The sequence below is a fragment of the Rhizobium sp. BK602 genome, from assembly GCF_014195095.1.
Lineage (GTDB): Bacteria > Pseudomonadota > Alphaproteobacteria > Rhizobiales > Rhizobiaceae > Rhizobium.
In genome coordinates this window covers 1-22,095 of record NZ_JACIBC010000015.1, presented here as the reverse complement: position 1 = coordinate 22,095, position 22,095 = coordinate 1, and the positions used below count along the sequence as shown (strand labels likewise).

The window sequence follows — 22,095 nt, the reverse complement described above, 5'->3', positions numbered from 1 at the left end:
ACGACAATGCTCCGGAAGCTCTACCCGAGCGTGGTCTTGGACGGAGCTAGCGGAAAAGGGACAACATGCTTCGTCGTCACCGGTGCCTATACCACGGACCTCCGGGCGAAAGAGACCCGATGCATTGCGAACCGCTTCAACGCTTCCCGATGAAAAATTTCCGAATGAGGACCTTCAGGCTGCGCTTGTCGGAACTCAGCAATAAAAAGAGGGAACGAAATGAACAAGCAATGCTATCGGCAAGCGCATCGGTTTGCGCTTGCGACGTTGGTCGGAGTGTTGTCACTTGCGCCTTATTCAGCGCTCGCCGGAGGCTTCACCCGAGGGGAAGCAGATACTGACATTCTCTTCATCGACGGAAACTACGGCCTGCGTACCGGGGCGGCATATGTTTCGCCGAGCCGTACCTATTCCACGCTGAATGGGGCATCAGCTTCGGACAAGGCCTATTCGGATGCGTATTGGATACCTAGCGCCGGCATCAAGGCAACGCTTGGACTGGGCGTCGCCTGCGCGTTGACCTACACGCAACCATTCGGCGCATCCGCCACTTACGGCACGGAAGCGCAGAACGCCGAAGCGACGACGGCCGCGAGCCAAGGAGTGGCACTGGTCAATCCGACTTCCAAGATGCAATTTTCAACTGACGAATACGGCGTCACTTGTGATATGCACTTTGACGCTGGCCGTGGCGGCCTCCATCTTATCGGAGGTGCATTTCTCGAGAGTTTCGAATACAAGGAAGATACCTGGTTCGGTTCCGTTCGGTTGAAGGATGACGGCGCGCTCGGTTATCGAATCGGTGCGGCTTACGACATCCCCGAATACGCCATGCGTTTCCAGATAATGTACCGGTCCGAAGTTCGGCACGACGCGGAAGGGACCTTTACGCCCTCGGCACTCGCCGTCGCAGCCGGCGTAACAAGCAACCTCCCAACTATCGGAAGCGGTACCCTGCCGCAGTCAGTCAAACTGTCCGCCCAAACTGGAGTTGCTCCTGGCTGGCTAGTCTACGGCTCTGTCGCCTGGACTGATTGGAGCGTTCTTACAAACTTCAGATATGATGTCTCTGATCTTGCCTCCAGCAATAAGGTTTTCAACTACAAAGATGGCTACACAATCCAAGTCGGTCTCGGTCACGAATTTAGCGAGAGCCTTTCAGGAACCGTCAATCTAACCTGGGACGAAGGTGTAGGAACTGGAGCCGACATCACCACCGACACCTGGACCGTGGGTGTCGGCGGCGAATACAAGACCAAGCTAGGCACATTCGGTCTTGGTGCCTCCCTTTCCTACCTCACCGCAGGCTCGCAAAACGAGGCGGCGGGAGCCACCTATAATGCAACGGCCGACGCCGATTGGGCGGTCGGCGTAGGTGCTAGCTATTCGCTTGCGTTCTGAGCGACCTGACCCCGTCGCCGTTGCGGATTGCCGGAAAACGGCTGAGGCCTATGCCTCAGCCGTTTTCGCATCGTGCCGCGCTCTTCGTTTTCCGTGGTCCGCTACAGCGCGCGCGGAAACCCTTGCTTGCGACAGCGAGGCGGGCCCTCATAGGCCATAGTCATAGAAGATGCTACTAACGACGCTTTACTTCATTGATAAACGCGTTTAATAAACGTGTTTATCAAAATGGAGAAAGCCATGCCCAGGCTTGCCCTTTCTGAAGAGGAACTAACCGCCTTCAGGGCAAAGATCCTCAAAACGGCAACGGCAATCATTGCAAAGGCCGGTTTTGCCGGACTATCAATGCGCGCCCTGGCAGCGGATCTCAGGCTGACGCCGGGAGCGCTCTATCGCTATTTTTCCTCTAAACAGGACCTTCTGCGGGCTCTTTGGGAAGACGCTATCGGCTGTCTCCACACGCGTTTCGAAGAGATCGATGCGACCGTCGAGGATGAACAGGAGGCCATCATCGCGATGTTGAAGGCCTATGCTGTCTTCGCTCTCGAGGATCACGATCGCTTCCGCCTATTGTTCCTCGAAAACGATCATGGCGCGACCGACGTGTTGCAACTGAATGCGGTAGCGCAGGCGCCTTATGCGATATTGTGTCAGCGCATCGGAATTTCGATTTCGAGTGGGCTCTTCAAGAACGGCAACTCCGAACAACTGGCACATGTGCTCTGGGCCTGTGTTCACGGCGCGGTCACCCTTGTCATCACCGTACGGGAATTCGATTTCGGCGACGCAGAGAACTTCGTCGATCTAACGATAGCCACTGCCATTCGCGGCCTCGCCGCAGGTCAGAGAAGAAACGATGAATAAGACACTTTCCGTGACACTCGTTACGGCAATCATGCTTCTTTCCGGTTGTTCCGAACAGGATGAAATGGCTGCCAAAGCCCCCCGACCCATCCGGTCCGTCACTGCGCATTTCCAAGAATTGGGTGAAACCGTCACGCAGACGGGTGAAGTCAGGCCGCGGATCGAAACCGCGATGAGCTTCAGGCTCGATGGACAACTCACCTATCGCGTGGAGAATGGTTCGACAGTCAAGGCCGGCGACGTCGTGGCGCGCCTTGATCGGACAACGGCGCAAAACAACCTGCTGACCGCCAAGGCGGATGTCGCGACGGCGAAAGCCGCACTTGATCTTGCGGACGTGACGGCGCAGCGAAATCGCGATCTGTTTGCGAAGAGCATTAGCTCGCGAGCGCAAATGCAAGAGGCTGAAGCCAATCTTGAAACCGCCGGGGCGAAGGTGGAAGCGACCGCAGCCGCGCTCGCCAACGCGGAAGAAGCATTGTCCTATACCGAGCTCCGGGCCGAACACGATGGAATCGTCGCGGCGACCGGAGCCAATGAAGGCCAAGTCGTGTCGGCCGGCCAGATGGTCGTCACAGTGATTTCGGACGCGGATCGCGATGCAATTTTTGACGTGCCCGAAAAGCTGATCAACATGAAGACCGAGCCACCGTATGTGGAGGTCGGCTTGATCTCCAATCCAGACGTCAAGGCAAAGGGTATGGTTCGCGAAATCACACCATCAGCCGACCCCGTTACCCGCACCTATCGCGTCAAGGTCGCGCTGGACGCCGCCGCAAAAGAGATGCCATTCGGCGCGGCCGTTATAGGCTCGCTGGTTCTGTCTCCACAGAAGCTAATGGAATTGCCGGCCTCTGCCCTAACCGACCACAACGGCCAGCCCGCTGTCTTCGTATTTAATCCCGCCACACGAGAACTTGCCTACAAGGCTGTCCAGCTCACCCGCTTCGATGACAAGAGTATTTTCATCGCCCAAGGACTTACGGAAGGGGACGTGGTCGCCGTCGCCGGCGTCAGCAAGCTTCGCGAAGGCGAATCCGTCGTCCTCGACGATGAGGGCGCGAAATGACAGCGCCGTCATCCGCGCCTGCACAGCGCTTCAATCTTTCCGCATGGACGCTGAAGCACCCGTCTCTGGTGATCTTCATGATGATGGCTGTCATCCTGGGTGGTATCTGGAGCTATCAGCGGCTCTCCCGGAACGAAGATCCGCCGTTCACCATCAAGACGATGGTTGTCTCGTCGCTTTGGCCCGGAGCCAGCAGCACAGACACAGTCAATTTGCTGACGGACAAGCTCGAAAAGAAGCTCTCGGAAACCCCGTATCTCGACTATACGCAAAGTTACTCACGGGCGGGACAGTCCGTGATTTTCGTCAACCTGCGCGATGACACCCCGCCGGCCCAAGTGCCGAACATCTGGTACACTGTCCGCAAGAAGATCACCGATATCGCCTCGACGCTTCCCACTGGAGTTCAAGGCCCCTTCTTCGACGACGAGTTCGGTGACACTTTCGGCAGCATTTATGCCTTCACCGCGGAAGGATTCTCGCAGCGAGAACTGCGCGACCGAGTCGATGCCGTTCGTTCCGAGATCCTTACCTTGCCTGACATTGGCAAAGTGAATGTGCTGGGTGTGCAGGAGGAAGAGATCGTCATCGAATTCTCGTCAAGCAAGATCTCGAGCCTCGGCATCGATCCCTCTGCTGCACTGGAGGCGATCCGCGCCCAGAATGCGGTAACGCCGACGGGCATCGTCCATACACAAGACGAAAAGATTGCACTGCGCGTGAGCGGTGCCTTTGCCTCGGAAAAGAACCTTCACGACCTGACGTTCAGAGTCGAAGGTCGTTTCATCCGGCTTGCCGACGTTGCGAGCATCAGCCGCCGTCTTGTTGATCCGCCGGCACCAAGCGTGCGCGTCAACGGGAAGCCTGTCATTGCGCTCGCTATTTCGATGGCAGAAGGTGGGAACCTGCTCAAGTTCGGCGATGCTCTCAAGGCAAAGATGACAGGTATCGCCGCGAAGCTGCCCTACGGGATAGAGTTGGCGCAGATTGCCGACCAGACAACGGTGGTCAAGGATGCTGTTGGCGGGTTCGAGCGCGTCCTGATTGAGGCCATCGTCATCGTGCTTGCAGTGTCGTTCGTGTCGCTCGGCACCCGGGCAGGTCTCGTCGTCACAGCGTCGATACCGCTCGTGTTGGCGATGACGTTCTTCGGCATGGACATAGCCGGGATCGGCCTACAACGAATCTCACTCGGCGCACTGATCATCGCCCTTGGCCTTCTGGTCGACGATGCGATGATCACGGTCGAGAGCATGGTATCGTGCCTTGAGAATGGCCAAGAGCGCGTAATCGCCGCTAGCCATGCCTACGCAACGACGGCATTTCCAATGCTGACCGGTACGCTGGTTATGATCGCCGGATTCATCCCCGTCGGTTTCGCAGCATCGAGCGCCGGCGAATATACATTCTCGCTGTTCATGGTTGTGCTGATTGCGCTGACGTCATCCTGGATCGTGGCAGTGGTATTCTCCCCAATCCTCGGCACTTGGATTCTACCGAAGGCGCTGGCACATACCAATCATGATGGTGGCCGTGTCATGCTGACATATCGACGGCTTCTGAAGTGGTCACTTGCCCATCGCTGGTGGACCTTGGCCATTGCCGTCTGCGCACTGCTGGCCTCGGTCTTTGGTGCTACCCGGCTGGAACAGCAATTTTTCCCGGCATCTGACCGACCGGAGCTACTGGTCAGTTTGACATTGCCCCAGAACGCCTCCCGCGAAGCAACCGACAGGAGGGCCCGTGTACTTGAGGCGCTGTTGAAAGCCGATCCTGATATTGATCACTTCACAACCTATGTCGGTTCCGGTTCGGTGCGCTTCTATCTGCCAATGGATTTGCTGCTCGAGAACGACAACGTCTCCGAAACGGTGATCGTCACGAAAGGGCTGAAGGAACGAGATGCCGTCCGCGAACGGCTGGAGACGGTTCTTCAAAAGGACTTTTCCGATATCATCACACGCGTCTCACCGCTCGAGCTTGGCCCACCGGTCGGCTGGCCGCTCAAATATCGTGTTCTCGGGCCGGACTATGGGCGAGTACGCGAACTAGCGTTAAAGGTAGCCAACATCGTTGGCGGCAATCCTCAGTCCCGCGATGTGAACCTTACCGCCGGCGAACCGCAGCGCAACGTCACCGTGGTTGTCAATCAGATCGAAGCCCGCGCACTCGGTATGAGTTCTGAATCAGTTGCGAGCGAGATCGCCTCGATTTTCTCCGGCTCGACCGTAACGGCGGTTCGCGACGGTGAGCGGCTGGTCAATGTGGTGGTAAAGGGCGTCGAAGCCGACAGGTCCTCGATCGCCGCGATCGGCAATTTGCAACTGCGCGGCGGCGACGGCAAGCCGGTGCCATTGCGACAGGTCGCCACAATCTCCTATGGCATGGAAGACCCGATTATCTGGCGGCGTCAAGGCAACCCGATGATCGTCGTCCAGTCAGACGTTGCCAAGGGCTTGCAGGCAGCAACAGTTGCCGCGGAAGTGGACGCCAAGCTTCAGGAACTGCGCAACATTATACCGACAGGCTATTCGATCGAAGCAGGTGGTATCACAGAGGAATCGGAAAAGGGTAACGCATCCGTCTATGCAGTAGTCCCGGTGATGCTGTTCGTCATCGTCGCGCTGCTCATGGTGCAGTTGCAGAGTTTCACACGCATGGGGCTCGCGATGCTGATGGCGCCGTTCGGTTTGATCGGCGTGGTCGGAGCGATGCTTCCCACTGGCACGCCAATGGGCTTCGTGGCACAACTCGGCGTCATCGCGCTTTCCGGCATGATTATCCGCAACGCCGTTATTCTCATCCAGGAGGTCGACCAGAATGTCGGGAATGGTCGGTCGCCAGGTGATGCAATTATTCTAGCCGCGAGCCATCGAGCACGACCGATCGTGCTGACAGCCTGCGCCGCGATCCTTGGGATGATACCGATTGCACATCAGATATTCTGGGGGCCAATGGCTTACGCGATCATCGGCGGGCTCGCGGTGGCAACCGTCCTGACACTGTTACTCCTGCCGTGCCTGATGCTGTGGCTACTTCTCACCGAGGCTGACTCCACCCGGCCAGCCGTGACGGAGCAAGCGGACGGTCATACTGGTTGAGCGACGGAGAATTCGGCCGTGGAGTCGTCGACGGCACCGAGGCAGTGCCACCGTCCGTTCGCCGCATCACATCGGCACGAGCTTGCAAAGCCTGTTGCTTAAGCAATAAGGCGACAATGAGCTTCAGTCACGACGGGCAGTTTATTCATCGTGCGGAGGGGTTCGACGGTCAAAGACCCGCCGATACTGCGAACAGCATCGGCGGGAAGGTGGCGCTGCAGGGGGAGAGTTTATGGCGACAGTTCCTCAAGCGCTTTGCCTTTAGTCTCCACGGCAAACAGCATCGTCACAATGGCGCCGACAACCAGTATGGCTGCGAAGGTCGCAAAAACATACTGGATGCCCATCGAGGACATTACGAACCCGACAATGATCGGCCCGGTAGACGAGCCGAGCCTCAGCCATGCGCTGCCTGTTCCTGTTCCCAGCGCTCGCAGACGCGTCGGATAGATTTCCGCCGAATAGAGATAGAGCGAGAACGTCACGGTCTGAACGATGGCATAGGCCAGACCGCCGAGAACCAGAACTTGAATCGGTGAGGCTGCGCCCAGCCAGGCGAGGAACAGCAGCGGGATGGGGGCCAGAAGCAACGCACCCGTATACCAACGCTTTCTGCCCACCTTATCGATCAGAAGCGCGCAGACAATGGCGGCAATCACACCCCCGACGGAGGTGAGAAAACCATAGAAGATGCTCGTTTGAAGAGGCAGATTGAAGACCTGGCGATATAGGGTTGGCAGCCAGGTGATCGTGCCGTTTGCCACAGTGTAGGCGGTGAACCATATGGCCCAGATGGACAATGTGCGCTTCAAGTAGATGCCCTGAAACAGTTCTTTCCAATCGGACTTGCGGCGGACGGGCGTCGCCGTGATTTTGGGTGCAGGCAGTTCCTGACCTGAGGCGCGGGCGCTTTGCTCCATGCGGGCTACGATAGCATCTGCCTCGGCATAGCGGCCATTGGCGGCAAGCCAGCGCGGTGATTCCTTGAGGAACCAGCGCAACGGAATCATCAGAATTGCCGGGACGAGGCCGACGACGAACATGGCTTTCCAACCGTAGACCGGCACCATGAAATACCCGATCAGGCCAGCGCCGACGAGACCGAGCAGGAACATGACCTCATAAAGCAGGAAGAACTTGCCGCGCCCCTTGGACCCAATCATCTCATTGATGTATGCGCTCGCGACCGGTACCTCGCCGCCGGTGCCGATACCCTGTACGAAGCGGAACGCAATCATCATGCCCGCGCCCGCAGCGAAAAGGCAGGCAACATCCATGCTGACGAATAGGAGAATGGTGAACAGCAGAACCCTGAGGCGACCCACCTTTTCCGCCAGCCAGCCGAACAGAATCGCCCCAAGCAACTGCCCGAGATATCCCATGGACAGAATCATTCCGGTCTGTTGGGGATTAAGTCCCCATTCCTTGACGAGGACCGGCATGGCGTAGGCAATGGCGATCACAGTGTACCCATCGAAGAACGTCGCGGCGCCGACGATGTTGCGCGCCCAGAAAACTTCTCGGGTGATGGGAAGGCGCTCCAATCGAGCGCTGATGTCGGCCTGAGGATCGGCGATAGCCGCCCCAGCCGGTACCTGTATAGGCCGGATGATATTCATTGGCTCCTCCTTCCTGCCCGTGGCTTACCTTATCTCCCAGCCAGGGGCACTCTTGTTCGATTGTTGCTGTCGTCTTTCAGCCTGTCCTGTCAGCGCGGAAGTCGCTTGGAATGGATCGAGGAGAAATCACTTTGCCTGTGGCATCGCGAACCTGCTCCACTCAGCAGAAAAAGCAGATTCCCGTGGTTTCCTCCTCCAGTCGGAATGTCGCCCCTGCGTTTTGAGCAGGGGCGACGGAAATCATTCGGCCGCAACGAGTTGCTGGTCGACACGGCCGATACCGGCAGCGTCGAAGGCTGCGAAGATTTCCTTTTCGGCCTTTTCGCCGAGGTTCTTCAGCGGCTCTCGGATCGTCGCATGATCGAGCACGCCACGGTGGACGAGGCCAAGCTTGAGCGCCACGGTGCCTTCCATGTGCGAGCCGCGGTGATAGACGGCGCGGGTGACAGGCAGAAGCTGTTCGAAGATCTTGCGGGCTTCGGGATAGTTCTGCGCCTTGCCGGCTTCGATGAGTTGAACCAGCAGTTCCGGCGCGATATTGCCGTAACCGACGAGCAGGCCATCGACGTCGAACATGGTCGGCAGCAGCCATTCGTCGTGGCAGGAGAGAACCTGAAGCTTCGGATTGGCCTTCTTCAGTTCCGGAATTTCAACGTACCAGCGTTTCATGTTGCGCACGCCGTTCTTGGTGGCGACCACGCCTTCCTGGGTGGCGATTTCGAGCTGGGTGTCGAGATCGTAGCTTGCCTTGGTCACGTCCGGGTACTGGAACAGGATTTCCTGCAGGCCGGATTCCTCCCAAATTGCCTTGTAGCGGCTCTGCGGTGCCCCCTTCTGGTAGCCGAAACGCAGCCAGCCGTGGTTCGGATAGACGAGAGCGCCGGTCGCGCCGGCAGCCTTACATTTCTTGGCTTCGGCAGCGGCGACCTTGGTGCCTTCGCCGGTGATGCCCGCGATGATCGGGATCTCGCCATTTACGGCCTCGACATAGGTGTGGATGAGGGCGAGACGCTCCTCTTCCGTCAGGAATGTACCTTCGCCGGCATGACCGAGAATGACGAGGCTTTTCACACCCTTGATCGAGACGAGCCACTTGGCGAGACGCGCGTTCGCTTCGTGGTCGACATTGCCATCACGGTCAAAAACGGTGACGGGAGCGGGGCTGAGACCGCGCAGGTCCATCGGTTGCATGTGCTTTCTCCTCCTTGGGCCATCGCTGCTCTCTTATCTTCAGCGATGGGAGCGTTAACGGGAACGTTCCCAATATCGTTTTCGAAACATCTGGAGTCAACTGCTTTTTTGGTGCATGATTGCAAGCAAGCCGCTTCTCGGAGTAACTCGACCGGAAATATTCAATGGATTCAAAGGTGAATGAAGATTTTCGTCAGTCCCGCGTCACTATTCACAGTGTCGCGGCGGCGGCTGGCGTTTCGAAGTCAACCGTGTCGCGCATCCTGGACGAGCGATTGCCACGATCCGACAATGAAACGGCCCGGCGCGTCCGGAAAGTGGCCGAGGAGCTCGGCTATGTCCGCGATGTCTCCGCAGCCAGCCTTCGTCGCGGCAGCACCATGACCGTTGGGGTAATTGTCCCTCGCCTCACGGACACCGTGATGGCGATGCTCTACGAGGCGCTCGCCAAGGCTTGCGCCAGATCGGGCCGGTTTGCGATCGTCGCGACGACCGATGACAAGCCGAAAGCGGATCGCCTCGCAGCCGAGTCCTTGCTCAAGCGTGGCGTTGACGGCCTTATCCTGTCTACCGCGCGCGAAGATGACGATTTTCCGGACGAGTTGGCCCGCAGGGGTGTGCCCTATGTTCTAGCACTTCGGACTGATGGGCACAGTCTCTCATCGGTCGGTGACGACAGGCTCGGCGGTTATCTCGCGACCCGTCATCTGCTTGATCTCGGCCATCGCAGGATCGGCATTATCGCGGGACCCAATTATGCCTCCAGTTCACGCGGGCGCCTCGACGGCTACAGACAGGCACTCGGCGAGGCTGGAGTCACTGTGAATCCATCTTACATTGTCCCTTCGACATTCGGAATTGAATCGGGAGCGGAAGCGGCCGGAAAGCTGATCCAACTCGATGCGCGCCCAACCGCCTTGTTCGCCGTCAATGACAACACGGCCATCGGGGCGCTGTCGGAATTGACGAAGCGGGGCCTTTCCGTTCCGCAAGATATTTCTCTCATCGGCTATAACGACATACCCATTGTCAGCCATTTGTCGACGCCGCTGACCACGCTGCGAGTGCCGTTCGACCAGATTGCATCGAATGCGCTTGATCTGCTCGCCGGCGACAACGGCTCGGGAGACGACCGCATCCGTATCTCGGCTCCAACGCTCATCCCGCGCAAGTCGACAGCTCCGGCCGCATAGAGTTCAGGTAAGCCATTCAGGCGTTGGGTTCTGTCTCCATCACCCGAAGTGCCTGAAAGGTGGCGGTTCGCCTCCGTGCGAAAGTCGCTGCCGGAGATCAGGAGCGTGAGGGTGTGTATGCGCTGCCGACCGTCATTCTCGATTTGGTCGATCATGAACAATGAGCGGAGTCGAGCGGGGGCTGGGACCCTACAGTGAAGCCCGGCGAGTAGGAACTGCGTAGCAGCAATCAAGGTAGGGATTCAGCGTCAATTAGGATAAGGTTCGCAATGAGGTATGAGAAAGAGAGGACCTGGCTCGCCCGTAGTCATACCCCACCGCGGCACGGAATGTCGGCGTCTCTTGATCGCGGTCGATCCCATAAATCAGCGATTTCTGGATTGGAGAACCAGTTTGTGCCGGGTCGCCATGTAACCGACCATCAGATGCGATTATTCGTCAAATACCGACAAACGCATTATGCGGCATTGATCCTCTTGAATCCCGCCGCCTGTCGGCTGCGGAATTCTTGTCTCAAGACCCACGGCGGCTTAGTCTCCGTGCCTTCGTTCGCGGCCACCGTCTCCGCCATGATCGAGGATGCTCGTGACGACTGCACCGTCGAGCGCCTGGGCGTCGAACAACGCCTTGATCAGTCCATTGAAGATATCCCTGCGTTCGGTCAAGATCGCCGTCGCCCGGTCCAGAGCCGCCTCCAGCCTCGCGTGGACGCGAGCGGCCAGCTCCGGATCTCGGTCGAGAACCTCGCCCGGATGCCGATGCGGACGATAGAGCAACGGATACTCTTCACCCAAGCCGAGGGTCCGTTCCATGTCAAACGCCATGCCTGTGGCTCGCGCCAGATCACTATCGTCGGTCCCGCCGGAGCCACCGGAGACACGCTTGAGGACAAGACCCTCGGCGGCCCGCCCGGCCATCAGCATGGCGAGCATGTTTTCGTACCATTCGGCTGTATCGCTCGTAGACGAATGCAGACCGAGGAGATTGTAGCCGCCCTGCCCAGTATCAATATTCAGACCACGGATCGGCCCGAGACCGAGAGCATGGTGGACGACGGCGTGGCCGGCCTCATGGACGGCGAAGCGCCAGCGAAGATCGTAAGGAACCGGTGGCCGGTCAAGCCGGATGCCTTCCTCAAGATCCTCATAACGGATCGGCCGCTTTTCCCGGCGCGCCTTGAGACGCGCCTGCCGCACGATCCGCTCGATATCCGCGCCACTCAGGCCCATCGCGCGGGTGGCCAGCCGCTCAAGGACAGCCCGGGCCGGACGGGATTCCGCAGAGACCGCCGGCGCACCCATCGTCATATTCTTTTGCGTCGCGGTCATCGGCCCGCTCCTTTCCGGTTCACTACGTTTTCGGCTAGATCCGTCATGTCATTCTCTTGTGGTTCCGAGACCAACGGACCATCAGTCAACGAAGGCTCCTGATCTCCGGACGGCCCTTTGGCATTCGGCGTATCGGATGACCCTGCCTTGAAGACCAATGCTTCAACGTCGTCACCGAGATGATGGGCAAGGATGTCCAGGAGCGCGGCCTTGTCCGGCTTGGGGATCTCGATATGCGTCTCGAGCCTTCCCGACCGTTTGAGAGCTTCGTCGATATCATCGGGCCGGTTGGTCGCGCCGATGATAATGATACCCTCGCTCTTCACCGCGCCGTCGAGCAGTTCGAGCGCCTTGTTGACGAGGGTGTTCCAATAGTCAGCATGTTCCCTCTCCGCGGGCTGACGCTTGCCGATGCCGTCGAACTCGTCGATGAACAGGATCGAGGGCGCGACCGACTTCGCCTCGGCGAAGGTTTTGACCATCTTGTCGACGACATCGTTCAGATGTCCGCCCTGCAGCCACGTCGATACCGACGTCACCACCAGCGGGATCTGCAGGCTGTTGCACAGCGCCCGGGAGAAGGTCGTCTTGCCGGTGCCCGGCGGGCCATAAAGCAGCAGCTTGGTGCTCATATCCGACCAGGCGAGCTTGCCCGCATCGTAATCGGCGAGATCGCTCTTGAGATCGAGCGCCCACGCCTTCGCCTTGCCATAGCCGGACAGCGTCTCGACGGTCAGCGGCGGCTTTGCCCGCTTCGCTCCGCCGTTGCCGGACGATGGTCGAGTCCCGAACTCAATCGGGGGCTCCGGCTGAATGATCTCGGCTCCCGACGGCTTGTCCTTCTTCCAGCGACCGCCGCTGTCACTGTCGGATGACGCCGGTTTCGAGGTCTCGGAGGACGCCGCGGGTTTCTTTTTGTCCGATCCCTTCGGCGCGGATGCGGCGGCCTTGCCTCTCCCGCCGCCGCCTTCCTCCTCGTCCTCGTCCTCGAAGTCCTCACGATTGCGCCGGGCGAGCAGCTTCAGAACGGACAGTGCGTCACCAAGATCCCGCCCCGGCCGGAAGGCGAGGATCACATCTTCCAGCGACAGCCAGCGCGCATCGCCGTCCGCCGGCAGATCGCTCTCGCCGATCGCGGTCTCCGAATAGAGCGCTTCGACCACATCGCGGACGAAGGACCGGTCGAGCTGCCCGGTCTCCAGCGATACGTCGGCCGTGTGCTGAATCAAGGCGGGAATACCCGATCCCTTCTCGGCAATCGCGACGATGGGCAGGTCGCGGGCGAACGCGCCGAGCATCCGTCGCCGCAGGGCGCCGCCGGTGACCCGATGCACGCCATCGCCTCGGAATTCGACGACACGTCTGTGAGCCTTCTCGTCCTGGACGTCCAGGTAATCTTCGTTGAAGATGTGGTTTCCGTCCATCATCCCGAACGGGCCGCCGGGAACGAAGCGGGACTTTTCGAGCAGTCGCGAGACCTCCCGCTCGAAGCCGGCAAGCGGCGCATGCAACGCCACGACCGGTGTCGCATGCGTGATCGCCCGAACGATGTCGCGCAACGACTTCGTACCCGCGCCGATCGCGCGGGCCAGCACCAGGGCGACCACGATATGGCTGACCAGCGGCGGCTCCGCCATGGCGCCGACCAGCCGAACCGCATAAGAACGATGATCGAAGCCTTCGACGGGCACGTTCTCCCGGATCTTCCCACCACCTTTCTGGCGCGAAGAGGTGAGCTTGGCTGGCACCGAGGCCACCGCGACCGTGACGTCGGAAGCCGACATCGGCGATCTGACGGAACTGACACCGAACTGGCGCCGAAGCCGGGCAAGGTCGCGATCCATATCGCCTGTGAGCGCCGTTGTGTCGAAGCCGGGGCCGTAAAGCCGCAGCGTATGGACGCCGTCTTCGATGGTCCACGATCCGAGGAGGCCGTGAAGCGCGGCATTGCGGAGCGCTTCGCGGCGGGCGAGATGGCGCAAGCGACGGATGAAGAAGCGGGAGATCCTATCCATCGGCCCGGTCCCCGGTTTCAGCGGCAATAATTGCCGTTTTGGGACCGCAAACGGGCTTGCCACTCCAGAGATCGAACCAGTCGATCAACAGTCCGCACGCCGGGTCACCCTGATCGGCATGGGCACGCAGCCTGGATAGAATGATGTCCGGAATGGCCTTGCCGAGCGTCCTGCTCTGGCGGGAATAGCTGAGTGCCAGTCCGATCAGGATCGCCGGATCGTTGGTCAGGTTCTCGATCGGCGGAAGGTCGGCTGTAACCCTGGCATCGACCTGATCGGCGTGCTGGCAACGAGCTGCGGAATAGGTCGAGGTGGAAACGGCCTCGCGGAAGCGCGATGGCGAGCGTGTGTCGAAAGACATGACGGCTCCTTGGCCGAACCGCAGTGAGGTCCGGCGCTCATGATAAGAAGGGGAAGGATGAGGAACCACGGCCTATTGCCGCGGCAACCAGCGCTCAGTGCGCGGCAGGACGCCGTGCGAAGCCAACCCGGATTCGGACGGGCTCAGCCTCGTCGTCCTCAGCCTCGTCGAAGCAGCCGAGATCATCGCAGCCGTCGTCGTCTTCCCGCCAAAGAGCCTGCTGCTCTTCATAGCTGACGCTCGGCCCATTCAGGCGGATCGGCGCCTTGCCGGGCGGATTGGCGGCAACAGCGGTAGCGGCTTCCGTCAAGGACATGCCCATGACGCTGAGCGCCTTGCGCGCTTCCGTCTCCAGAAGCTCGCGGACACGACGGCCGAAGCGGGCACGCAGCTCGGCCATGCACATGGCGACACCATCGATCTCCAGAAGATCATCGATTTCGGACAATGCCCAGATGCCGGCGGCATGATCGCTCGGGCGGCTGGCACCATCGACGATCGCGACCCCGACCGTATCGACCATCAAGCGCTTGTGGTGCTTGTAGAGCCAGTCCGGCAGAACCATCGCCCCCGCCATCATCTTCATCTTCAGCTCTTCAAGACGGCTCGTATCTCCATAGGACGCGAGCGAACGTTTCAAGTCGAGAATATAGGCGGTGTGGCGGACGCGGTTCACCACGATCAGGTCGGGCGTATAGCTCCCCCTCGCCGGCGCCTCGCAGTCGAGCTTGATGCCATCGAGTTGGGTCCAGTCGTTTCCGGAGACGGCTTCGAGCGCCGCCTTGACCAGCGGCAGCTTGAGTGACTGCGTCAGGACGAGAATGCCGGGGTTGGCCTTGGCCAGACGCTCGACCGCCTGCTCCAAAAGCTTGCCTTCCCGGAAGGAGACGGCGCGAACAAGGGAGGCGATATTGACATAGTGACCGAGGATCTCGTCCTCGACCGGTTCGCCGTCGGCGATCGCCGCGATGGCGCGATCGACCAGCAGGTCGAGATCGGCCTCGACATCGCGGAAACGCACGAGATGTGGGTGGCGGCGCAGCGCTGGCGGCTCGGCGATGGTTGCCCGGTCACCAAAGCCGAACGGACGGCGGCCCGAGGCGGTGATCGCAGCGGAGGCGGCGATGGTGGAACGAAGAACTTCCCCATTGGGGTGAGCAGAGGTAAACGTGGTCATAGCCCGATTCCTTTTCCAGAAGGCTGAGGGTCAGGCCCTTGTCGATGCGCCAACATCGGCTTGGGCCGCTTTGTGTCCGGTCATCCGAACGCCGCCAACCTGGCAGGACCGAAGGCCGGGCTCAAGGTCCCAATTTAAAAAAAGAGAACGAAGCCGGTACAAGGTTAACGCTGGGCTCACGAGACCCGGGCTGCCGCAGACGCGGCTGGTAAAGTTTCCGAGGTCAGCCGGATATCGAAGGGCCGGCGTGCGGCCCCTTGCTTTTCGACAGAGCGGCCGTTCGATCTGCCGCAATCAAGCCGCCAGTTACGACATGCCGTCAGATGCCGGAGAACCGTGATCGGCGCCGGCAGACACCTTGACGTGGTCGAGGATGGCCGGTCGCTTGAAGCCTCTTTGCGCCACCGCGGGAACATCGGCGACGAGCGGCGGAACGTCGGCAAGCTGCTTGCGCGCCACAAGTTCTTCGCTCACCCGGATCAAGCCGCCGGTCGCAGCACTCAGTCCGGCATCCATCCGCTTCACCGCTTCCGAGACTGACGGGTCGACAGGTTCCTGCGGATTCTCGGGAATAACCGGGCTGAGCTTGTCGGCCGCTTCATCCGGGACCACGGGAACGTCTGCCGCAATCGCCGCGCGACCGGCCGACCACTCCGGGTTTCTCCGCTTCGAGATTGCCCACTCCAGGGTCGGCAGCACCGTCTCTGCCAGCCAGGCACGCATCTCGGCGGATTTCGGCCAGTGATCGACACTGCCCAGCTTGTAAAGCAAGGAATCGACCTCGGCCCAATGGCTTCCCTTGGCAAAAACGGTCGCATTCGGATAGTAGCCTCCCGCGATTTCCGGTTCGACGAAGCGCGCAAGGCTTGCCAGTTCCTGTTGCGCGACGCGGGCGAGGTCCTGGATTTCTCTGCCCAGCATATCCTTGAACACGCGCTTGCCAGCAAGAGCGACCTCGACATCATGCCGGATCATGTCGATATGCGCGGTATAGGATTTAAGGCCATCCCTGTTCTTCGCCGCGATCAGAGCCTTCAGGCCGTCGATACCGCCGACTGAACAAGGCTCCATTTCCGGCTCGCCGCCTTTTTCCGCGCCATCGGTCAGAATGGTTTTCACGTCCACCACCGTAAGCCGTCCCTGCTCCTGCGCGAACGCGATGGCTGCATCGACCTGTCCGGGTTTCGCCGAACTCAGATGGAACAGCACCGTCGAGCCGATGGACAGATCAACGAGAGTGTCCCTGTAGCCGGACAGATTGCGGAACACCGCCCGGTAATTGCGCGCACTGCGCGCGTTGAGGCCGCACCGCTTCTTCACCCAATGATCGAATGCGCCTTCGGCCAGCACTTCGGATGCGGAATGAAGATGGTCGCCGAGTTCGAAGGTCTGCTCCGTCGACCTCCGTCCGAGATCTGCGATGAAGCTTGCCATGCGCTCAAGACGATCGCGCGCGGAGGCGTCGATCTCGAGTGCATCATAGACAGAAGAGGCGACGGCGGGGGCAGTAGTTTTGCTGGAATTGCGCATAATATTCTCCATGTACGAGATACAGATAACTTGACGGTGAGGCCGTCAAGTAAATGTATTATTGCACGCAAACGTAGAAATTTCAAATTACAGGAAAAACAAACCTCAAGTACAACCAACTGATTTACTTAGTTTTATACGCTTTTCATGTCATATTTTCGCCATTTTCCATCCATTTCAGACCATGTGAAATATTTTTCACTTCAACCGTTGCTTGCGTCTCATCCGAAGTATTAATGGGCCAACTCCCCCGCACGACCCTCATCCGTCCTGCGCACGTGCACCTGACTTACCAGACAGCTAAAAAACGTTGTGTCGAATTGCCCGCACGTCAAAACAAATTGCGTTCGTTTGATTCCGACTTCCAGATTTCTGATTCATTGTTCTGCGGCTTCGATTCACGAACGCCGTTTGCGCCCACGCAAGTGATCTCGATTTGTCTCGACGTGCCCGCAACGCATCTCAAATTGCGCTCATTCGATTCAGCCCCCTGCGCCAACGATTCATAAACCGAGATTTCCGATTCCGATGCAAACGGCGTTGCCATGCGGGCAGACAACTGGCAGGGCTGGTTCGAGCAGCGGGGACATAATGGGGCTAAAATGCCGGACGGCAAGAGAAACGAGAAGCAGCGAGATCGGCAGCAGCGTCTGCGTGATGCCAACAGGCAGGCCCGGCGTCCGGACAGGGACGACATTGCCCGGACAGCGCTGTTCATGACGATCTCGACCATGGCGACCGGGGATGCGGCCGATGCCCTTGAAGATTTCCAGGACGGGGTCGTGGCGATGCTGGTCGAACAGGGTTTTGACGAGAGGGCATCGGATGCGCTCTTCGACGATCTCGTCGCAAAATACCGAACGGGCGCCCGGCCGTTTCGCAGGAAGGTCCACCTTCTCCATTCCGGCGATGTCGATCAGGACGAATGATCGGAGCCGTTTCGGGCTGTCGTGGCGCCATCCTTGAGCGCGCGTCGATGGCAATGGAACGCCTAACGGCGTTTGCAGTTTGGTGTCGCCTCCCCCCATTACTTCTTCAAACGCCGTTTGATTCTGAATCGGATTTTCGGAGCCATACCCGGATCCGGTTCATGGCTCCGCGCCCTTTTTCATAGTATGCCAAAAGCTATGCGATGGCACACCGTCCCAATTGGAGACAACGCGGGGGAGACGTTAGCTCCTGATTGACCACCACTTTATAAACCACTTGACAGCAGTAGACGCCGTCTGCAGTTGTGCTGTCAGCTTAGGCAACCGCCGAGGCTGGAATGCGCACTAACCGATGCTACTTGCCTGGCTAGGTTGGACATAAAAACTTACGAGCGACATCCTGGAATGGCCCTGGCAAGAGGAAAATTCCGGCTCTACTCCCCGGCCCGTACCTGTGGGGGTGGTGAACCAACAAATCAAATGGCCTCTGCCGAGGGACGGGAAACCATCGGCGGAAACGATGAGATAAAACGAGCGAGCAGTCTGCGTCACCTTATTCCGTGTGGTGAGCTTAAGCAGACAAGAGATGATCGGATCGAGGACGAGCGGACGTCTGAGGGATCCATAGTGGCGAGCGCATTCCTTCGAAATCCACTCTGGACTCGCGAAGGTCATCATGCAGATCAACTCCCCTGAACACCTTTCCAGTTTCTCACGCGGGCACTGCCAGCCCTAGCGCGTCCGGCTTCTTCGCCCGACCGCTGACATGCTGCGTCGTTTCGCAGCCTGCCTAAGGCCGGGTTTCCGTAACCTGACGCGCCACCATGCAACCCGACTGCAAAAGCAGCCGTACGGTCGCGCGCCTGCCTGAGGAATACCAAATGACCAATACTCCCAACGCCGGCGTTATCAGAACTGGCTACCTTCACGACGTCGTCAACGACACAAAATCTCGCGCCTTCTGCGGGCCGATGGCGGTAGCAGCGATTACTGGAGAACCGATTTCCCGTGTCCGGGATGGTTATCGTTTCGTCCGCCACGGTGCCGGCTGGACAAGCTGGAGCCGCGCGCCGGCGATCATGCGGACGACCACGCTGGAAACCGAACAAGTTCTTCGACTCTTTGGCTATGTCGGAGCCTGGCATAAGGTGCCGGGCCGGCCGACCCTCGCTGCCTATCTTGAGGAACGGACCGGTCTCCAGCGGACGCATCCGACCATCGTGCGCGTCCACGGTCACGTCGTCGCGGTCAGCGGATGGTTGTTCTGTGACACGTTTAGCGGAGGAGAGGTCGTGGACGCCGATAAGGCTCCCGGCCGCCGCAAGCGCGTCAAGGACGTCTTCGTTGTCACGCGGCGTGTGCCACCGGCAGCACATATTCCGACGAAGACACCGGCCCGGACGCCGCGTGGAGAGGCCCGCAAGCTGGACCAGCTCTTTCGCAAGGCTATCAAATCGGAAACGGGCGCGGCGCGGATCAGGGTCACCTCGGATGGTGATATTCATATCCAGACATCACGCTATGGCGGCTGGGAGTGGATCGGCGGGGTAGAAACCGTCGAGCAGTCACTTCTGGGGCAGAACACCGGCTATCTTAACGGCGATACCGAGGAGGCTGCGGCATACCGCGCGGCGGTGGTGAACTCATAGCGCAAAAAGAGCGTCGAGACCGAACCCAGGTTCGGCGCCCCCTTGCTCCGTTTCCCGCGCACGGCGACGCCGCCGTGCGACGAAAGCTTCACTTTCCTACGAACCAAACGCGCACCGAGGACAAATCCCTGCGGCGCAATCCCGACCTCGACAAAGGACACTCTATGCTACTCAATACCTGGGCGAACAAGCCTCCCTTCACCTTGGTGGCTTCCGTAGAAGACCGCCAGAATATTGTGGCCTTCGTCGGCCAGAATGGCCAGGCGTTTGAGCGCCTCTCGGATGCGCTCTCGAATGCATCGGGCAAGATCGAGAATGGCTGCTATTTCCTTGCCAAGCCGATCTTTGTGACTGTCACCGCAAACGGTGTTGCAATCTCCGGCAAAGCGCCGAAGCGAAAGCGCGCACACACCGCCGGCTATCGCATCACATTTGAGCTCCGTTCGCGCGATGCGAGCGAGAACGGCGCCATGGCGATGCTGATCGCGACCGCGGTTGGGTGCATGCGAATTCGTGACACGATCAGCGCCTGCGACCTGGTCTGCAAGGTCGGTTACGACATCAGCGAGACGCTGAACGAAATGGCCGGCGAGTTCATCGAACAGATCGAGATCTCGTCACGTTGTCTTCTGGTTGATTGGCCCGCCACATGATCGGCAATTTGCACAGCCGAGCCATGACGGCTCGGTATTGCGGGGCTCCCAGGCCCCGCGACGCCTGCTACCATGTTCCCCAATGTCCCGTCCGAAATTACGAGTACCCGATGACCAGGAACGTTCTCTTCTACGCCCGCTATTCCACCGAACGCCAGAGCGAGGTCTCGATCGAGACCCAGATCGAACTTGGCAAGGAGTTCGTCGAGAAGCGCGGCTGGAACCTTGTCGACGTGTTCACCGACCATGCGGTCAGCGGCACGAGCTACAAGACACGCCCCGGCATCCAAGCGCTGCTGAAGCGCGCCTCACAAGATGATATCGACGTCGTGCTCTGCATCACCTGCGACCGCATCTCGCGCGACGCCGAACATGGCAACGGCTTCCTGAAGCGGTTGAAGTTCTTGGATATCGAGCTGTGGACGGTCTACGGCAGTACGGCAGTCACCGACATGGAGATGGGCCTGCGTTCCACCCTCAGCCAGGAACTCATCGAACAGATCAGGACCCGCACCCGCGACGGCATGAAGACAGCCGTCCGCAAGGGCAAGGCCTCCACATGCCTTGCCTATGGCTACAAGGTGAAGCTGGTCTACGACGCCAATGGCGACCGGATCCCGGGACTGCGCGAGATCAACGAGGAGGAGGCGGAGATCATCCGCTGGATCTTCCAACAATATGCCGACGGGGTGTCGCCGCGCGACATCGGCAAGAAGCTCAACGCCCAGGGCACGGCCGGACCACGCGGCGCCAAATGGCGCGATACAGCGATCCGCGGCCATGTCAGCCGCGGGACCGGCATTCTCAACAACACCACCTATATCGGCCGCGTCGTCTGGAACCGGCGACAATATCGCAAGAACCCTGACACCGAACGCCGCGTCGCCCGCGGCAACAAGGAAAGCGAGTGGATCGTCAACGACGATCACCAGGCGTTGCGGATCATCGACGACGCCCTTTGGGCGCGCGTCAAGGAACGGCAGAAAGAGATTGGTGAGCTTTTCTCCTACACGACCACTAATCGCCTCAACGGCGCCCACCGGCCGAGCTACATGCTGAGCGGCATCCTCGAATGCGCCGAGTGCGGTGGCCCCTACGCGATCATGGCCAAGGACCGCTACGGCTGCACCAACCACAAGAAGCATCTGCCGATCGACGGCCTCAACGGCGCGTGCTGCCGGAACCAGAAGACCATCCTGCGCAAGGACCTCGAAGATCGTGTCCTCTCCTGCCTGACGCCGGCATTTTTCGGGATGGGGGTGTTCGATGATGTCGCCCGGCAGGTTCGCCAAAATCTTGCTGCGGCGGTGAGGAGCGAGCCGAACCCGCGCCAGCGCCTTACGGACGAGCTTAAGAGTGTCGAACGCGAGCAACGCCAGATCATCGAACAGATCAGTGAACGCAAGGCCGAGGGACGGCCGCGTCTTGCCGCTCTCGACGACATCCTCGACAAGCTTGAGGAGCGTCGCACCGGCCTTGAAGCAGATCTGCAGGAATCACCGGCTGAAGAAGAGGACTTTGATGCGAAGGTCCGCAAGTTGAAAGCGGAAGTGAGCCCGAAAGCCGTGGAGCTGATCATCAACTCGGTCTCCTACTACATCCGCGAACACGCCGATGCTGAGACCAAGCAGCCCTTCATCACCATCGTACGCCAGTTCATTCAGAAGGTGGTGATCGGCAAGACCCCGGGCCACCAGCCGGCGTCACTCGAAGTTCATGGCCAGATCGCCTCGATCCTGGCTGCGATGGAAGCTGCGACGATCATGGAAAAGCGTTTCGAGGCGCTGGCGCGGCACGATTATCTGGAGAAGCTGCGTGCCGGCGAGCTCGAGACGGAGGCCAAAAAACAAAAGCTCCTCGACGCTTACGCGGAGGAGCTTTCTGTAAGGCGTCTTGAATGGCAAAATATTCAAGTTTCGGTGGTTGCGGGGGCAGGATTTGAACCTGCGGCCTTCAGGTTATGAGCCTGACGAGCTACCGGGCTGCTCCACCCCGCGTTACCAACGTAAACCCGA

The 22,095-nt window shown here is 59.5% G+C and carries 16 protein-coding genes, 1 tRNA gene and 1 pseudogene; 9 read left to right on the top strand and 9 right to left on the bottom strand.

What is annotated here, in order from left to right; all coding sequences use genetic code 11:
* Nucleotides 1-219 precede the first annotated feature (219 nt).
* The 4 genes from FHX11_RS29575 (at nucleotide 220) to FHX11_RS29560 (ending at nucleotide 6,435) form a co-directional block, all read left to right on the top strand.
* On the top strand, nucleotides 220-1,401 hold the full coding sequence (locus FHX11_RS29575) for an outer membrane protein transport protein (protein WP_184364914.1): 1,182 nt from the start codon (nucleotides 220-222) through the stop codon (nucleotides 1,399-1,401).
* A gap of 240 nt (nucleotides 1,402-1,641) precedes the next feature.
* Nucleotides 1,642-2,265: a TetR/AcrR family transcriptional regulator gene (locus FHX11_RS29570; RefSeq protein WP_184364910.1), complete on the top strand. Its 624-nt coding sequence runs from the start codon at nucleotides 1,642-1,644 to the stop codon at nucleotides 2,263-2,265.
* A complete protein-coding gene (locus tag FHX11_RS29565) occupies nucleotides 2,258-3,334 on the top strand; it encodes an efflux RND transporter periplasmic adaptor subunit (protein ID WP_184364908.1) in 1,077 nt (358 codons plus the stop codon). The genes FHX11_RS29570 and FHX11_RS29565 overlap by 8 nt, the downstream gene beginning before the upstream one ends.
* Nucleotides 3,331-6,435, top strand: coding sequence for an efflux RND transporter permease subunit (locus FHX11_RS29560; RefSeq protein WP_184364906.1), 3,105 nt, complete (start codon nucleotides 3,331-3,333; stop codon nucleotides 6,433-6,435). Before FHX11_RS29565 ends, FHX11_RS29560 begins: the two co-directional genes overlap by 4 nt.
* Nucleotides 6,436-6,665: 230 nt before the next feature.
* Here the strand turns inward: FHX11_RS29560 and FHX11_RS29555 are convergent, their stop codons facing one another.
* Nucleotides 6,666-8,054 carry an MFS transporter gene (locus FHX11_RS29555; RefSeq protein WP_184364903.1) on the bottom strand — a complete coding sequence of 463 codons (1,389 nt, stop codon included), beginning with the start codon at nucleotides 8,052-8,054 and terminating at the stop codon, nucleotides 6,666-6,668.
* A 240-nt stretch (nucleotides 8,055-8,294) separates the two neighbouring features.
* The gene (locus FHX11_RS29550; RefSeq protein WP_184364901.1) at nucleotides 8,295-9,245 is read right to left on the bottom strand and encodes a dihydrodipicolinate synthase family protein; all 951 of its coding nucleotides are present in this window, start codon (nucleotides 9,243-9,245) and stop codon (nucleotides 8,295-8,297) included.
* Nucleotides 9,246-9,409: 164 nt separating this feature from the next.
* On the opposite strand from FHX11_RS29550, the gene FHX11_RS29545 reads away from it, so the two are divergent.
* Nucleotides 9,410-10,438 carry a LacI family DNA-binding transcriptional regulator gene (locus FHX11_RS29545; protein ID WP_184364899.1) on the top strand — a complete coding sequence of 343 codons (1,029 nt, stop codon included), beginning with the start codon at nucleotides 9,410-9,412 and terminating at the stop codon, nucleotides 10,436-10,438.
* 530 nt (nucleotides 10,439-10,968) lie between these two features.
* Here FHX11_RS29545 and FHX11_RS29540 read toward each other — a convergent pair.
* The 5 genes from FHX11_RS29540 to FHX11_RS29520 form a co-directional block, all read right to left on the bottom strand.
* Nucleotides 10,969-11,766 (bottom strand): ATP-dependent Zn protease, encoded by a 798-nt coding sequence (locus tag FHX11_RS29540; protein ID WP_184364897.1) that lies wholly within the window; start codon nucleotides 11,764-11,766, stop codon nucleotides 10,969-10,971.
* A complete protein-coding gene (locus tag FHX11_RS29535; protein ID WP_184364895.1) occupies nucleotides 11,763-13,781 on the bottom strand; it encodes an ATP-binding protein in 2,019 nt (672 codons plus the stop codon). Before FHX11_RS29535 ends, FHX11_RS29540 begins: the two co-directional genes overlap by 4 nt.
* Entirely contained in the window at nucleotides 13,774-14,142 is a 369-nt protein-coding gene (locus tag FHX11_RS29530; RefSeq protein ID WP_184364893.1) for a hypothetical protein, read from the bottom strand. The genes FHX11_RS29535 and FHX11_RS29530 overlap by 8 nt, the downstream gene beginning before the upstream one ends.
* Nucleotides 14,143-14,236: 94 nt before the next feature.
* Nucleotides 14,237-15,319 (bottom strand): hypothetical protein, encoded by a 1,083-nt coding sequence (locus FHX11_RS29525; protein ID WP_184364890.1) that lies wholly within the window; start codon nucleotides 15,317-15,319, stop codon nucleotides 14,237-14,239.
* A gap of 306 nt (nucleotides 15,320-15,625) precedes the next feature.
* A complete protein-coding gene (locus FHX11_RS29520) occupies nucleotides 15,626-16,849 on the bottom strand; it encodes a hypothetical protein (protein WP_184364888.1) in 1,224 nt (407 codons plus the stop codon).
* A 545-nt stretch (nucleotides 16,850-17,394) separates the two neighbouring features.
* Between FHX11_RS29520 and FHX11_RS29515 the strand changes: the two genes are divergently transcribed.
* The 4 genes and pseudogenes from FHX11_RS29515 to FHX11_RS30020 all read left to right on the top strand — a co-directional run.
* On the top strand, nucleotides 17,395-17,778 hold the full coding sequence (locus FHX11_RS29515; protein WP_246781205.1) for a hypothetical protein: 384 nt from the start codon (nucleotides 17,395-17,397) through the stop codon (nucleotides 17,776-17,778).
* 881 nt (nucleotides 17,779-18,659) lie between these two features.
* Complete coding sequence (locus FHX11_RS29510) at nucleotides 18,660-19,427, top strand: hypothetical protein (protein WP_184364886.1); 768 nt, start codon at nucleotides 18,660-18,662, stop codon at nucleotides 19,425-19,427.
* 164 nt (nucleotides 19,428-19,591) lie between these two features.
* On the top strand, nucleotides 19,592-20,080 hold the full coding sequence (locus tag FHX11_RS29505) for a hypothetical protein (RefSeq protein WP_184364883.1): 489 nt from the start codon (nucleotides 19,592-19,594) through the stop codon (nucleotides 20,078-20,080).
* Nucleotides 20,077-21,006: pseudogene (locus FHX11_RS30020) on the top strand (recombinase family protein); the annotation flags it as partial. The gene FHX11_RS29505 and the pseudogene FHX11_RS30020, both read left to right, overlap by 4 nt.
* A gap of 777 nt (nucleotides 21,007-21,783) precedes the next feature.
* Here the strand turns inward: FHX11_RS30020 and FHX11_RS30015 are convergent.
* Nucleotides 21,784-21,930, bottom strand: a complete 147-nt coding sequence (locus FHX11_RS30015; protein WP_246781204.1) for a hypothetical protein — start codon at nucleotides 21,928-21,930, stop codon at nucleotides 21,784-21,786.
* 70 nt (nucleotides 21,931-22,000) lie between these two features.
* A tRNA-Met gene (locus FHX11_RS29495) sits at nucleotides 22,001-22,077 on the bottom strand.
* Nucleotides 22,078-22,095: the final 18 nt, after the last annotated feature.